At 70.6% G+C, this 13,311-nt stretch carries 15 protein-coding genes and 1 pseudogene; 9 read left to right on the top strand and 7 right to left on the bottom strand.

Annotation, left to right across the window (positions count from 1 at the left end; translation table 11 throughout):
* The first annotated feature begins 75 nt into the window (after nt 1-75).
* Nucleotides 76-1,572 (top strand): MDR family MFS transporter, encoded by a 1,497-nt coding sequence (locus ABT093_RS10895; RefSeq protein ID WP_502884194.1) that lies wholly within the window; start codon nt 76-78, stop codon nt 1,570-1,572.
* A 72-nt stretch (nt 1,573-1,644) separates the two neighbouring features.
* On the opposite strand, the gene ABT093_RS10890 is transcribed toward ABT093_RS10895, so the two are convergent.
* Together ABT093_RS10890 and ABT093_RS10885 are read right to left on the bottom strand one after the other, a co-directional pair.
* Nucleotides 1,645-1,899, bottom strand: a complete 255-nt coding sequence (locus tag ABT093_RS10890; RefSeq protein ID WP_350562686.1) for a hypothetical protein — start codon at nt 1,897-1,899, stop codon at nt 1,645-1,647.
* Between the two features lie 29 nt (nt 1,900-1,928).
* Nucleotides 1,929-3,122, bottom strand: a complete 1,194-nt coding sequence (locus ABT093_RS10885; protein ID WP_350562684.1) for an inorganic phosphate transporter — start codon at nt 3,120-3,122, stop codon at nt 1,929-1,931.
* 336 nt (nt 3,123-3,458) lie between these two features.
* Between ABT093_RS10885 and ABT093_RS10880 the strand changes: the two genes are divergently transcribed.
* Complete coding sequence (locus ABT093_RS10880; RefSeq protein ID WP_350562682.1) at nt 3,459-5,159, top strand: C40 family peptidase; 1,701 nt, start codon at nt 3,459-3,461, stop codon at nt 5,157-5,159.
* Between the two features lie 405 nt (nt 5,160-5,564).
* Here ABT093_RS10880 and ABT093_RS10875 read toward each other — a convergent pair whose 3' ends face one another.
* Genes ABT093_RS10875 through ABT093_RS10865 form a run of 3 tightly spaced genes read right to left on the bottom strand, consistent with a single transcriptional unit; the run spans nt 5,565 to nt 6,414 of the window.
* A complete protein-coding gene (locus ABT093_RS10875) occupies nt 5,565-5,822 on the bottom strand; it encodes a hypothetical protein (RefSeq protein ID WP_350562680.1) in 258 nt (85 codons plus the stop codon).
* The gene (locus ABT093_RS10870; protein WP_350562678.1) at nt 5,819-6,052 is read right to left on the bottom strand and encodes a hypothetical protein; all 234 of its coding nucleotides are present in this window, start codon (nt 6,050-6,052) and stop codon (nt 5,819-5,821) included. Before ABT093_RS10870 ends, ABT093_RS10875 begins: the two co-directional genes overlap by 4 nt.
* Entirely contained in the window at nt 6,049-6,414 is a 366-nt protein-coding gene (locus ABT093_RS10865) for an ATP-binding protein (protein WP_350562676.1), read from the bottom strand. The genes ABT093_RS10870 and ABT093_RS10865 overlap by 4 nt, the downstream gene beginning before the upstream one ends.
* Nucleotides 6,415-6,733: 319 nt before the next feature.
* Here ABT093_RS10865 and ABT093_RS10860 point away from each other — a divergent pair, with 319 nt between their 5' ends.
* From ABT093_RS10860 to ABT093_RS10830, 7 genes and pseudogenes are all read left to right on the top strand, one after another.
* Nucleotides 6,734-7,597 (top strand): helix-turn-helix domain-containing protein, encoded by an 864-nt coding sequence (locus tag ABT093_RS10860; protein WP_350562674.1) that lies wholly within the window; start codon nt 6,734-6,736, stop codon nt 7,595-7,597.
* Nucleotides 7,590-7,784: a DUF397 domain-containing protein gene (locus ABT093_RS10855; protein WP_350562672.1), complete on the top strand. Its 195-nt coding sequence runs from the start codon at nt 7,590-7,592 to the stop codon at nt 7,782-7,784. The genes ABT093_RS10860 and ABT093_RS10855 overlap by 8 nt, the downstream gene beginning before the upstream one ends.
* 143 nt (nt 7,785-7,927) lie before the next feature.
* Nucleotides 7,928-8,117 (top strand): annotated as a pseudogene (locus tag ABT093_RS10850) (hypothetical protein).
* Nucleotides 8,101-8,628: a DUF6879 family protein gene (locus tag ABT093_RS10845; protein ID WP_350562670.1), complete on the top strand. Its 528-nt coding sequence runs from the start codon at nt 8,101-8,103 to the stop codon at nt 8,626-8,628. The pseudogene ABT093_RS10850 and the gene ABT093_RS10845 overlap by 17 nt, the downstream one beginning before the upstream one ends.
* Nucleotides 8,604-9,458: a helix-turn-helix domain-containing protein gene (locus ABT093_RS10840; protein WP_350562668.1), complete on the top strand. Its 855-nt coding sequence runs from the start codon at nt 8,604-8,606 to the stop codon at nt 9,456-9,458. The genes ABT093_RS10845 and ABT093_RS10840 overlap by 25 nt, the downstream gene beginning before the upstream one ends.
* A gap of 77 nt (nt 9,459-9,535) precedes the next feature.
* Nucleotides 9,536-9,778, top strand: a complete 243-nt coding sequence (locus ABT093_RS10835; RefSeq protein WP_350562666.1) for a DUF397 domain-containing protein — start codon at nt 9,536-9,538, stop codon at nt 9,776-9,778.
* Nucleotides 9,779-9,854: 76 nt separating this feature from the next.
* Nucleotides 9,855-10,295: a Rossmann-fold NAD(P)-binding domain-containing protein gene (locus tag ABT093_RS10830; protein ID WP_350562664.1), complete on the top strand. Its 441-nt coding sequence runs from the start codon at nt 9,855-9,857 to the stop codon at nt 10,293-10,295.
* 4 nt (nt 10,296-10,299) lie between these two features.
* Here ABT093_RS10830 and ABT093_RS10825 read toward each other — a convergent pair whose 3' ends face one another.
* Together ABT093_RS10825 and ABT093_RS10820 are read right to left on the bottom strand one after the other, a co-directional pair.
* The gene (locus ABT093_RS10825; protein ID WP_350562662.1) at nt 10,300-10,929 is read right to left on the bottom strand and encodes a CatB-related O-acetyltransferase; all 630 of its coding nucleotides are present in this window, start codon (nt 10,927-10,929) and stop codon (nt 10,300-10,302) included.
* Between the two features lie 16 nt (nt 10,930-10,945).
* Nucleotides 10,946-13,231, bottom strand: coding sequence for an FdhF/YdeP family oxidoreductase (locus tag ABT093_RS10820; protein WP_350562660.1), 2,286 nt, complete (start codon nt 13,229-13,231; stop codon nt 10,946-10,948).
* Nucleotides 13,232-13,311 lie beyond the last annotated feature (80 nt).

The following is a 13,311-nucleotide window of genomic DNA, read 5'->3' as shown; positions in this document are numbered from 1 at the left end:
CTATTCCGAAGGACCTTGATGACCGCCACCACCACGCCTGCCTCGACCGGAGCCGCCGCCACGACCGACCAACCGATGACGCACCGGCAGGTGATGGAGGCGCTCTCCGGCCTGCTGCTCGGCCTCTTCGTCGCCGTGCTCTCGTCGACCGTCGTCTCCAACGCGCTGCCGCGGATCCTCACCGACCTGCACGGCGGACAGTCCGCCTACACCTGGGTGATCACCGCGACCCTGCTCACCCTCACCGCCTCCACCCCGATCTGGGGCAAGCTCTCCGACCTCGCCAGCAAGAAGCTGCTGCTGCAGATCGCCCTGGTGATCTACATCGCCTCCTCCGCGCTGGCCGGCCTCTCCCAGAACACCGGTCAGCTGATCGCCTGCCGCGCCCTCCAGGGCATCGGCGCCGGCGGTGTCACCGCCCTCGCCCAGATCTGCCTGGCCGCGATGGTCCCGCCGCGCGAGCGCGGCCGGTACAGCGGCTACTTCGGCGCCGTCTTCGCGCTGGCCACCATCGGCGGCCCGCTGATCGGCGGCGTCATCGTCGACACCCCCTGGCTCGGCTGGCGCTGGTGCTTCTACGTCGGCATCCCGTTCGCGCTGGCCGCGATCCTGGTGCTGCAGCGCACCCTGAAGCTGCCCGTGGTCAAGCGCAAGGTGAAGATCGACTACCTCGGCGCCCTGGTGATCACCGCCGCGGTCAGCCTGCTGATGATCTGGATCACCCTGGCCGGCAAGAACTACGCCTGGCTCTCCTGGCAGACCGCGGTCATGGTCGGCGGCGGACTGCTGCTCGGCGCGCTCGCCGTCGTCGTCGAGCGCCGCGCGGCCGAGCCGATCATCCCGCCGCACCTGTTCCAGCACCGGACGGTCACCCTCGCCGCGCTGGCCAGCGTCCTGGTCGGCATCGGGATGTACGGGGCCACCACCTTCCTCAGCCAGTACTTCCAGCTCGCCCGGGACAAGTCCCCGACGGTGGCCGGCCTGATGACCCTGCCGATGATCCTCGGCCTGGCCGTCTCCTCCACCGTCGCCGGCAAGCTGATCACCAAGTACGGCAAGTGGAAGGCCTACCTGGTCAGCGGCACGCTGCTGCTGGCCATCGGCTTCGGCCTGCTCGGCACCGCCCGGGCCGACACGAACTACGGCCTGCTCTCCGTCTACATGGCGGTCACCGGCGTGGGCCTCGGCCTGACCATGCAGAACCTCGTGCTCGCCGTCCAGAACACCGTGCCGCGCGAGGAACTCGGCGCGGCCAGCTCGGTCGTCACCTTCTTCCGCACCATGGGCGGCGCGATGGGCGTCTCGGCGCTCGGCGCGCTGATGACCAACCGGGTCGGGCACTACCTCGCCGAGAACCTGGCCGACGCGGGCGTTCCGGCGGGCGGTGGCGGCTCGCTCGGCGGCGGCATCCCCGACCTGCACAAGCTGCCCGCGCAACTGGTTCCGCTGGTCACCGACGCGTTCGGGCACGGCGTCGGCGTGATCTTCCTGGTGGCGGCGCCGTTCGCGCTGCTGGCCTTCGTCACGGTGCTGTTCATCCGCGAGACCGTGCTGCGCACCGGCCAGGACTGAGCACGCCGGGCCGGGTACGCCGGAGGGCCGGGAGCGGATCGCTGCTCCCGGCCCTCGGACGTTCGGCTGCTGCTACTTGTTGGCGATCAGGCTCAGTCCGTAGAGGACGGCCGCGCCGCAGACGGCGAAGCAGGCGTACGCGCCGGCCAGGGCCAGCCGGCCGCCGGCCGCCGGGGCGCCCGGGCCGGCCGCCTCGCGGCGCGCGGTGAGCGCGGCCTCGCGGCGGGACAGGGCCAGGATGCCGAGCGCGAAGACGGCGACCACGGTGACGGTGATGCCGAAGCTGACACCGGCGGTCTGGGCCAGGGCGTTCCACTTGATGTGCATGGTGTTTCGAGCTCCTCAGCCGGCGGCGGTCAGGCCGCGACCGTGGTCGAGGCGGGGGGCGAGGCGGGGTTCGGGACGGTGGGCACGGCGGCCGGGCCGGCCTCGACCGGGGTGACGTCGGAGGCGGCGTTGACGTTGTCCGCGCCGACCGGCTGGCGGCGGGAGACGACCCACATCGCGGCCGAGCCGGCCACCAGGACGGCGCCGACCAGGACGACGCCCCAGTTGCCCCGCTCGGCCAGGTAGGCGGCGAGTCCGCCCACGGTGGCGGCGGCGGGCAGGGTCAGGCCCCAGGTGTAGACCATGCGGCGGACCATGCCCCAGCGCAGCTCGGCCTTCGGGCCGCCGAGGCCGGCGCCCATGATGCCGCCGGAGCAGACCTGGGTGGTGGAGAGGCCGAAGCCCATGCTGGAGGAGGTCAGGATGACCGTCGCGGCGGCCGACTCGGAGGCGAAGCCCTGGCGCGGGGTGATGTCCGCCAGGCCGCTGCCCATCGAGCGGATGATCCGCCAGCCGCCCATGTAGGTGCCCAGCGCGATCGCGGCACCGGCCGAGACGATGACCCAGGTGGGGGGCAGCGCGCCCTTCGGCAGGGCGCCGACCGAGACCAGGGTCAGGGTGATGATGCCCATCGTCTTCTGGGCGTCGTTGGTGCCGTGCGCCAGCGAGATCAGCGAGGAGGAGAAGATCTGGCCGGTGCGGAAGCCCTTGCCGACGGTCTGCTCGCTGCTCTTGCGGGTGATCGCGAAGGCGAGCTTGGTGGCGCCCCAGGAGGCCAGGCCGGCCACCAGCGGGGAGGCGATCGCCGGGATGAGGATCTTGCTGACCACGGTGTCGAAGTTGACGCCGTTGGCGCCGACGCCGACCACGGTGGCGCCGATCAGGCCGCCGTAGAGCGCGTGCGAGGAACTGGACGGCAGACCGCGCAGCCAGGTCAGCAGGTTCCAGAGGATGGCACCGGCCAGTGCGGCGAAGATGATCTCCGGATGGACACCGGTCTTCTCGTTGACGATCCCGCCGGAGATGGTGGTGGCGACCTTCACGGAGAGGAACGCGCCCGCGAAGTTGAGGAGGGCCGCGATGGTGACCGCGACCTTCGGCCGGAGGGCTCCCGTCGCGATGGAGGTGGCCATCGCGTTGGCGGTGTCGTGGAACCCGTTGGTGAAGTCGAAGGCGAGCGCGGTGATGATCACAACGGCCACCAGGAACGAGATGTGTTCCATACCCAAACAATCGTCGTAGTTGTCGCACTGACGTTGGTGTCGTGCGCGACGGTAGGGACGCTTGGTGAACGGAAGGTGAACTGGCATCGGAATCGAGGTTCCGACGGTGTCGGAGGGGTTGCCGGGACCTTTCCGATGGGTGGCGTCCGCCGTGCTGAGCAGGACATTAGTGGAGATCCGTCCGCTTCGCCCCATTTGCTGAGAGCTGCCTCACAGGCAGGGCGAAAAATTCATCGGGCCGTACGGGCGCGGTCTGTTTCCGGCGAGTAACCCGTGGCAGGATCAGCCGGAGGTCCGGGGACGCCGGAGCGCGGGCGGGCGGGGAGGACGAGGTCCATGGGCGGGGCGGCACGGCGCGCGGAACTGACGGACGGACGGCCGACGGGCGCATCCGGAACCCCGGGAGGCAGGCGGCCGGCCTGGGTCCGCGCCGCGCTGCGCTGCGGCGCCGTGCTCGCGGCCGCCGCGCTGTCGCTGCCGCTGGCCGCCGGTGCGGCCTGGGCCGACCCGGCCCCGACGGCGCCCACCGCTCCTCCGGTCGCCGACGCCGCCGGTGACCCGCTCGCCCAGGCCAAGGCCACCCTCGGGCCGCTGCTCGACCAGCTGCACGCGCTCTACCAGGGCGCCGAGGCGGCCACCGAGCAGTACAACGCGGCCGTCGACAGGGTCGCCACCCAGCAGGCCTCGCTCGCCGAGCTGAAGACCAAGCTGGAGCGCCAGCAGAAGCAGGTCGACGCCGGCACCGACATCGCCGCCCAGCTCGCCGCCGCCCAGTACCGCAACGGCTCCGCGTCCGCCTACGCCGAGCTGCTGCTCTCCAAGGACCCGTACGAGGCCGTCACCATCGCCGAGCTGCTCGCCGCCGCCAGCCGCTCGCAGAACGAGTTCCTCAACAAGCTGACCTCCGACCGCGACGCGCTGAGCGGGCTGCAGAAGCAGAACGAGGAGGCGCTCGCCACCTCGCAGACCCTGGTCACCCAGCAGGACGCCGCCAAGGCCAAGGTCGCCGCCGACCTCGCCGCCGTCGAGCAGCTGGTCTCCTCGCTCACCGGTGCCCAGCGCGCCGAGCTGGAGCAGGTCGAGAAGGCCAAGGCCGACGAGGCCCAGCTCGCCTTCCTCGCCAGCGGCGTGCTCGGCAAGGGCGAGCGCACCCCGTCGCTGGCCGGCCGCGCCGCGGTCGCCTGGGCGCTCGCCCAGCTCGGCAAGCCTTACGTGTGGGGCGGCGCCGGGCCGGACGTCTTCGACTGCTCCGGGCTCACCTCGCAGGCCTGGCTGCACGCCGGCAAGCCGATCCCGCGCACCAGCCAGGAGCAGTGGGCGCAGCTCCAGCACGTCCCGCTCAACCAGTTGCGGCCCGGCGATCTGATCATCTACTTCGAGGGCGCCACGCACGTCTCGATGTACATCGGCGGCGGGCTCGTCGTGCACGCGCCGCGGCCGGGTTCGTACGTCAAGGTCGGGCCGATCGGGGCCAACCCGATCCTCGGCGCGGTGCGGCCCGACCCGGACGGCGCGGCCGACGAGGCCGGCGGCGCGTGGAAGGTCCCGGACCTTCCGGCCGGCTGGGACTCGGTCACCCCGATCGCGTCCAGCCCGTTCAACCAGCCGCCGGTCGACCCCGGCACGCCCGTGCCGCCGGTGGTCCCGGTGGTCCCGGTGCCGCCGGTGACCCCGACCCCGGGCACGGACCCGTCCACGCCCACCGCGCCGACCACCCCGGACCCGTCCGCCACCGGCACGCCGAGCACCACGCCGGACCCGTCGGCCACCGGCACGCCGACCGGGACGCCCACGGGGACCCCGACCGGCACGCCGACCGAGACCCCCTCCTCCACCCCGAGCTCCACCCCGACCGGTACCGGCACGCCGACGGCGACGCCCACCGACACCCCGACGCCCACCGCCACCGGCACCGGCACCGGCTCGCCCACCGCCACCGGCTCCTCCAGCGCCAAGGCCTCCGGCACCGCCTCCGGCACCGCCTCCGCCTCCGCCTCCGCCTCCGCCTCCGGGACCCTCTCGCCCACCCAGAACTGACCCGCAGAGGCCGGGCTTCGAGACCCTCTCGAAGCCCGGCCTCGTCATGTCCGCACCCGTAGAGCCCGCCTCCACCACACCTCCTCCCGCCCCGCGTTGCAGGCGGATGGGGTGGGCCCAGAGTAGGACGTCGACAGGGCGGACCTCCTACTCCGAGGCACGCCGCGGTTTCTGCTCCCGGTGGCCCCTTGCCGCGCGCAAGGGGCCACCGGAGAACCGCAGTGGCCCTCGCTCGGCCGGAGCGAGGGCCACCAGAGTAGGAAGTCGGCCCGTTCGACCTCCTACTCCGAGGTCCGAGGAGGGGCGGGTTCGCCGACGACTTCACGGCGGTTCGCGGCCGATTCCCTGGGGCGGTCTGGCTGGGGGAGTGGGAAGTCGGCCGGTCCGACTTCCCACTCCGGGTGGCTACCGGGGTGTTCGGTGGCGGCCGTGGGGCTTGTGGTTGTGGGGGTTGGTTTCGGGGCTGAAGTAACCGGCCTGGCGGGCGATCCAGGCGTATTCGGGGGTGCCGTCTGGGAGGGTGCGGAGTTCCCAGCGTCCGTGGCGGGTGATGGGCGGCGGGGGCGGGCCGATCTTGAGGGCGGTGATGACGCCGGTGATCACGGTGGTGAGGGCGAGGGCGAGGAGGGCGGCGAAGGCGGCGCCGATGAGGAAGGCGGTCACCTTCGGCTCGTTTCGCGGAGGAGTTCGAGGAGGTTGAGGAGGGTGGCGAGGGAGGTGTCGCCGAAGTCGATGAGGAGGCGGCCGTCGGTGGTGGTGCCGTTGACGGTGGCGGAGCCCCACTGGATGCCGAAGGGCTTGCCGCGCTCGTGGAGTTCGCGCAGGAGGGCGGTGGCCTCGGGCTCGGTGTAGGTGCGCAGGTACGTGTCGCCAGGGGTGATGGGGGCGTTCACGCGGCGGCGTCCAGCTCGAACCAGGTGATCTTGCCGGTCTTGGTGGGGGTGGCGCCGAAGCGGTGGGTGAGGGCCTGGACGAGGTGGAGGCCGCGCCCGGAGAGGGCGTAGGGGTCGGCGGGGGTAGGGGGCTCGGGGAGGTCGGGGCTGTTGTCGCAGACCGAGACCCGCAGGGTGGTCGGCAGGAGGGAGACCAGGACGCCGGGGGCGGGGGAGAGGCCGTGCTGCCACGCGTTGACGAACAGTTCCTGGAAGGCGAGTTCGGCGTCGGTGATGGTGTCGGGCGGCCAGCCGGCGGTGTGGAGGAGGGAGCGGAGCTCGGCGCGGACGGTGGTGCAGTCGGGCGGGTTGAGGGCACGCATGGCAGACCTCCATGGGAAGAGGCAAGAGGGGAGGAGTATCGACGGATGCGTCACCGTGAACGAGGCCAGTCCGGACCTGGCTGCTCTGCGGTGCGAATGGGCAGCATGCGCCTACTGCCCGAGCGAACAGGCATTACTGACGATCCGTCGGATCATTGTGAGACCGACCATAGCGCATCGGCTCTTAAAGTTAATCCATGTGCGGGAAGTTCCCCCTGAAGGGGGATGCTCCACCCCTTGAGGCCGCCTACCCGGACCCCGGTGGCTCTCGTTGTGGGCGGCACGGCACACTGGCGTCGGAACCGCCTGAGAGGACGCCATGGCCCTTCGTCAGAAGCCAACCCTTCGCCAACGCCGCCTCGGCGCCGAGCTCCGGAGGATGAGAGAGGCGGCCGGCCTCGGCGGCAGCCAGCTCGCCCGCCTGCTCGGGGTGACTCCCGCTCTGGTGACTCAGATGGAGAACGGCAAGTCGGCCGTCAGCGTGGAGCGGCTGCGAGAGATCGCAGCCGCCTGCGTCTGCACCAACAAGCCTTTGGTCGATGCGCTCGCGGACATGATCAAGCAGCCGGACGCCGGTTGGTGGGAGGCGTACGGCGACGGCCTTGCGACCGACCTGCTGGACGTTGCGGCGATCGAGGGGCATGCCCGAAGGGTTTCCACCTACTCGATCACTTTTCTTCCCGGGCTGCTCCAGACGCCCGCGTACGCGGCATCGGTGTTCGCCCGTGCTGTTCCGCCGCTGCCATCGGCCGATGTCGACCTCAGGATGGCATTCAGGCTGCAGCGGCAGCAGGCCGTTCGATCAGGCGCAACGCCCTACACGGCATTCATCCACGAAGCGGCATTGCGCATGCAGTTCAGCGGACCGAAGGTGCTTGCCGACCAGCTCGAAGTCCTCGTTGATGACTCGGAGGACCCGGTAGTCTCCATCCGCGTCGTGCCGTTCGATGTTGAAGCGCTACCTGGCCCCAGTGAGAACTTCGTCTATGCCGAGGGGCCGGTCCCCGAGCTGGACACCGTGCAGATCGACATCAGCTTCGGTTGTCCGCTCTTCGATACCCCTTCCGATCTGTCGAACTATCGTGAGGTGCTGGCCAGTGTGGCCTCGGTAGCTCTGTCGGAGGGGGAGTCGCGAGACTTCATCCGTTCCGTCAAGAGTGAGGTAGTGCGCAAGCATGGGTAGCCCCATATGGCAGAAGTCCAGCTACTCCGGGTCGAGTAATGCGTGTATCGAGGTCCGTACAGCGGATCGGTGCACGGTAGAGATCCGTGAGTCCGACGACGGCCACGTCGTCCTTCGTGCCGACCTGGAGACCTTCGCTGGCCTCCTCAACGCCATCAAGGCCGGCGAACTCGACCACCGCGCCTGACCCCGGTGCCCCTCGCTCGGCCCGAGCGAGGGGCACCGGTTCAGAGGTGGGGTGGTTTCCAGTGTTGGAAACGGCAACCTCTTGTCGGCCGGTCTGGGGTCTCGGGACCATTGTCGTGACACCGGGCCACCGAGGAGGCGGCAGTGGAGCTGACGCGGATTGTAGGTTCATGTGATGACGGAGACTGCCCGACGTTGTACCTGACGGATCGTGGCACCCTCGCTGTTCAGGGGGATCGGATCACCGCACGGTCTCCGGATTCCGGCTCACGAGTCATTGGTCGAGATCCCTGTCGAACTCATCCGAAAGGCCGTCCGTGACAACCTCATCTAGGACCCTGGGGGACTGGTTCTCGGCGTTCGAACAGACGGCGTTCCGGCTGGAGACGCTCGACGACTACAGCCAGTCCGGTGGGGTGGACGCCTTTCACGCCTTCCTCGCCGGGGAGGAGCAGCCGGAGGACTACCGGACCGCCGGCTGGGTCGGGACGGTGGCCGAGGCCACCCGTTCGGGGAAGCGCATGTACCGGGTCCACGTCCTCTCGCGCCCGCTCACCGACTACCTCCGCTTCGAACTCGCGTGGGGGTATCACCGCAACATGGCGGCCGGAGAGGAGTTCTTCATCCTGGACACCACCGACCAGGAGAACCCCGTCCCGCAGGCACCTGACTTCTGGCTCTTCGACGATGAGACCGTGGCCGCGATGAACTACGACGGCCACGGCAAGTACCTCGGCGCCGACTTCCCCGACACCGCACGGCTCGATGAGTTCAGGGCGTACCGCGACACCGCGATGGCACACTCCGTGCCGTTCCCGGAATGGTGGGCCCGGCACGGCGCGTGAACAGAACACAGCTCGGCGCGGCGCTGCGGGCGCTTCGGCAGGCTTCCGGCAAGGAGGCCAAGGCCGTCGCCCGTGGCGCCGTCATGTCTGCGAGCAAGCTGAGCAAGATCGAGACCGGCAAGGTGGCTCCCACCGTCGTGGATGTGGAGCGCATCCTCACCGCCATAGGAGTATCGGACGAGGTCAAGGCCGAATACATGGCCGTCGCACGGGCGGAGGCCACCGAGACCACGGCATGGCGTCTGGTCCGCCGACTCGGTCACCATCGGAAGCAACAGCAGATCAAGGCATTGGACGAGTCGACCGGGCTGATTCGGCTGTTCCAGCCCTCCATCGTCCCCGGATTGCTGCAGACCCCGGAATACGTTCGGGCGGTGTTCGGGCGGAAGGGGCTCGGTGAGGATCAGTTGTCGCGCGCAGTAGCAGCGCGATTGGCACGGCAGTCGACTCTCTACGACACCACCAAGATTCTGCGACTCGTGATCACCGAGCCCGTCCTGCGATGGCGTCTCGTTCCGGCGGCCATGATGGCCGCGCAGTTGGACCGCATCGTTTCCGCCTCCCGGATGTCCCATGTGGACGTTCGGGTCGTACCGCTCGACGTGCGACAGTCCGACGTGCCGGCGCACTCCTTCGTCATCCGGGACGACCGCATGGTCACGGTCGAGACCGTTCACGCCGAGATAACGGTCACCGATCCGCGGGACGTCGAGGCCTATATTCGAAAGTTCGACGGATTTATGGCCGGAGCCTTGGCCGGGGAAGCTATGCGCAGCCTGGTCGAAGGCATCCGGGACGACTTCTTGAGGGAACAGGAAACCGCCTCGTAGTGCCGACTCCACGCCTCTAGGTTGGTGGCCGCTCGACGGGAACCGCTGTGGCTCCCGTCGATTCACGGGAGGTGGAAGTGTCGAAGCACATCGACCTGTACGAGATCGAGGTTCCGGCCGGGGTGGCCGTGTACCGGGCGTGCGGGGGCAACCCGCAGTCGGAGCACGAGACCTGCGCGACCCTGCGGGAGGTGCCCGGCGTCGTGGGCGGACTGTGGGTGATGGGTGACACCAAGCGTCCGGGCGTGGAACTGCGCTTCAGCACGGCCGAACTGGCGGCGGCGGGCATCGACCCGGCGCGGTTCGACACGGCGGTCTGACACACCCGGAACGAACCGGCCCCGCCCCCACGCCAATTGGGGGCGGGGCCGACCCATCCACCAAGGGTAGGCGCGCATGGATCACTGGCACAGGACCGGGCTCCACTGGCACTGCTACGCCTGGGCGGGCGGAAAGCGGCCCGAGGACGTCGAACGGCGGCCGCCCGAACCTCAGAACGGCAGGCGGCCGGCCTGGAACAGTCCGGTTCCGCCTCTGGAGGTGATGCACTGGCTCGCCAAGCCGGCCGACCGGATCAGCCTCACCACCGACGACCCGGCGAGCGCCCTGGACTGGCTTGGCAAGCGGCTTGCCGACGCCCCCGCCCTGGACACCGACCTCTCCCGGACGCTCCGGCTCGACCACGCCCGCGCCTTCCTCGCCGCCTACCCCCACGATGTCGTGTGGATGTACTGGACCCCCACCCGGCAACTGCGCTCCCTCGCCGCCGTCTCCTGCCCCCGCACCCACAACCCCACCTCGGAGACGCCCCCGCCCTGCCCGCTCGGGCAGCGGTGAGTTCCTACTCCGGGGCGGCGGCCTCCAAAGCCTCTACGGTGCCGGACATGATCGTCCGCACGTGGGCGGTGATGTGGTCGGTGGGCCAGTTCCACCAGGCGACGGTGAGGAGGCGGGTGATGTCCGCCTCGTCGTAGCGGGGGCGGATGACGCGGGCGGGGTTGCCGCCGGCGATGGTGTAGGCGGGGATGTCGGTGGTGACCACGGAGCCGGTGGCGATGATGGCGCCGTGGCCGATGTGGACGCCCGGCATCACGGTCACGCCGTTGCCGAGCCAGACGTCGTGGCCGACCACCGTGTCGCCGCGGTTGGGGAGGCCGGTGAGCAGGTCGAAGTGGCCGGCCCAGGCGCCGCCCATGATGGGGAACGGGAAGGTGGACGGGCCGTCCGTGCGGTGGTTGGCGCCGTTCATGATGAACCGCACGCCGGTGCCCAGGGCGCAGTACTTGCCGATGACCAGCCGCTCCGGGCCGTAGTGGTACAGCACGTTGCGGGTCTCGAACGCGGTGGGGTCGTCCGGGTCGTCGTAGTACGTGAACTCCCCGACCTCGATGAGCGGGGAGGTCACCAGCGGCCGGAGCAGCACCACGCGGGGCTGCTCCGGCATCGGGTGGAGGACCGTCGGGTCAGGCATCCGGTCAGGCGTCGGGTCAGGCATCGGCGCCGCTGTCGGGCTCGAAGCGGATCACCACGGCCTTCGACGTGGGCGTGTTGCTGACGTCGGCGGTGGAGTCCAGCGGGACCAGGACGTTGGTCTCGGGGTAGTACGCCGCCGCGCCGCCGCGGGCGACCGGGTAGTGGACGACGCGGAAGTGGGGGGCTCGGCGCTCCACGCCGTCCTTCCACTCGCTGACCAGGTCGACGTACTGGCCGTCGGCGACCCCCAGTTCGATGGCGTCCGCCGGGTCGACCAGGACGACCCGCCGCCCGCCCTTGATGCCGCGGTAGCGGTCGTCCAGGCCGTAGATGGTGGTGTTGTACTGGTCGTGGGAACGGAGGGTCTGAAGGAGGAGGCGGCCTTCCGGGACCTCGGGGGCCGTGAGCGGGTTGACCGTGAAGTTGGCCTTGCCGGTGGCGGTGGGGAAGGTGCGGGTGTCGCGCGGGCCGTGCGGGAGGGTGAAGCCGCCGGGCCGGCGGACCTTGTCGTTGTAGTCCTCGAACCCGGGGACGACCCGGGCGATCCGGTCGCGCAGGGTGTCGTAGTCGGCGGCGAAGTCCTCCCACGGCACGGTGTCCTGCGGCCCGAGCACCGCCCGGGCGAGCCGGCAGACGATGGCGGTCTCCGAGAGCAGGCCGGGGGCCGGCGGGCGCAGGCCGCCGCGCGAGGAGTGGACCTGGCCCATCGAGTCCTCGACGCTGACGAACTGGGCGCCGAGCGCGGTGACGTCCCGGTCGGTGCGGCCGAGGGTGGGCAGGATCAGGGCCCGGGCGCCGGTGATCACATGGGACCGGTTGAGCTTGGTGGAGACGTGCACGGTCAGCCGGCAGCGGCGCATCGCCGCCTCGGTGACCTCGGTGTCCGGGGTGGCGGCGACGAAGTTGCCGCCCATCGCGAAGAACACGCCGATCCGGCCGTCGCGCATGGCGCGGATGGTGTCGACGGAGTCCAGGCCGTGCTCGCGCGGCGGTTCGAAGGAGAACTCGCGCCCGAGGGCGTCCAGGAACGCGGCGGTGGGGCGTTCGAAGATGCCCATCGTCCGGTCGCCCTGGACGTTGCTGTGCCCGCGCACCGGGCAGACGCCCGCGCCCGGGCGGCCGACGTTGCCGCGCAGCAGCAGGAAGTTGACCACCTCGCGGATGGTCGGCACGGCGTGCTTGTGCTGGGTGAGGCCCATCGCCCAGCAGACGATGACCTTCTTCGAGGCGACGGTGAGCCGGGCCAGCTCCTCGATCTGAGACCACGGCAGGCCGGTGGCGGTGAGCACCTCCTCGCGGGAGGTGGTGCGGGCCTCGGCGGCGAACTCCTCGAAGCCGTGGCAGTGCTCGGCGACGAAGGCGTGGTCGACGGCGTCCTGCTCGACGATCAGCTGGTTGAGGGCGCGGAACAGGGCGAGGTCGCCGCCGAGCCTGATCTGCAGGAAGAGGTCGGTCAGCTTGGTGCCGTGGCCGACCAGGCCGCGCGCCTGCTGCGGGTTCTTGAAGCGCTCCAGCCCGGCCTCGGGCAGCGGGTTGACGCTGACGATGGTGGCCCCGGCGCGCTTGGCGCGCTCCAGGGCGGAGAGCATCCGGGGGTGGTTGGTGCCGGGGTTCTGGCCCGCGACGATGATCAGATCGGCCTGGTAGAGGTCCTTGAGGCTGACGCTGCCCTTGCCGACGCCGAGCGTCTCGGTGAGCGCCGAGCCGGAGGACTCGTGGCACATGTTGGAGCAGTCCGGCAGGTTGTTGGTGCCGAGCCGGCGGGCGAACAGCTGGTAGGCGAACGCGGCCTCGTTGCTGGTCCGGCCCGAGGTGTAGAACGCGGCGCCGTCCGGGGTGTCCAGGGCGCGCAGTTCCTCGGCGATCAGCGCGAAGGCGTCGTCCCAGGAGATCGGCGCGTAGTGGGTGGCGCCCTCGTCGAGGAGCATCGGCTGGGTGAGCCGGCCCTGCTGGCCGAGCCAGTAGCCGGAGCGCTCGGCCAGTTCGGCGACGGGGTGGGCGGCGAAGAACTCGGCGCGGATCCGGCGCTCGGTGGCCTCCTCGGCGACGGCCTTGGCGCCGTTCTCGCAGAACTCGGCGGTGTGCGTCTTCCCCGGCTCCGGCCAGGCGCAGCCGGGGCAGTCGAAGCCGTCGGGCTGGTTGACCTTGAGCAGGGTGCTCAGGGTGCGGCGGGCGCCCATCTGCTCGGTGGCCATCCGCAGGCTGTGGCCGACGGCGGGCAGCCCGGCTGCCGCGTGCTGGCGCGCGGACACCTGGGGAGCGTCCTGCGCCGGGTCGCTCTGCGGGGCCTGCTTGGCCATGACTGCGCTCCTCGGCTGTGCGTGGGGCCGCCGCCTCGTCGCGGCGCCTGATCTCATCCTCGCACCCGGGGGCCCGGGGA

Source organism: Kitasatospora sp. NPDC002551 (genome assembly GCF_040296005.1).
Classification (GTDB): Bacteria; Actinomycetota; Actinomycetes; order Streptomycetales; family Streptomycetaceae; genus Kitasatospora.
This window is presented reverse-complemented; position numbering and strand designations above follow the sequence as displayed.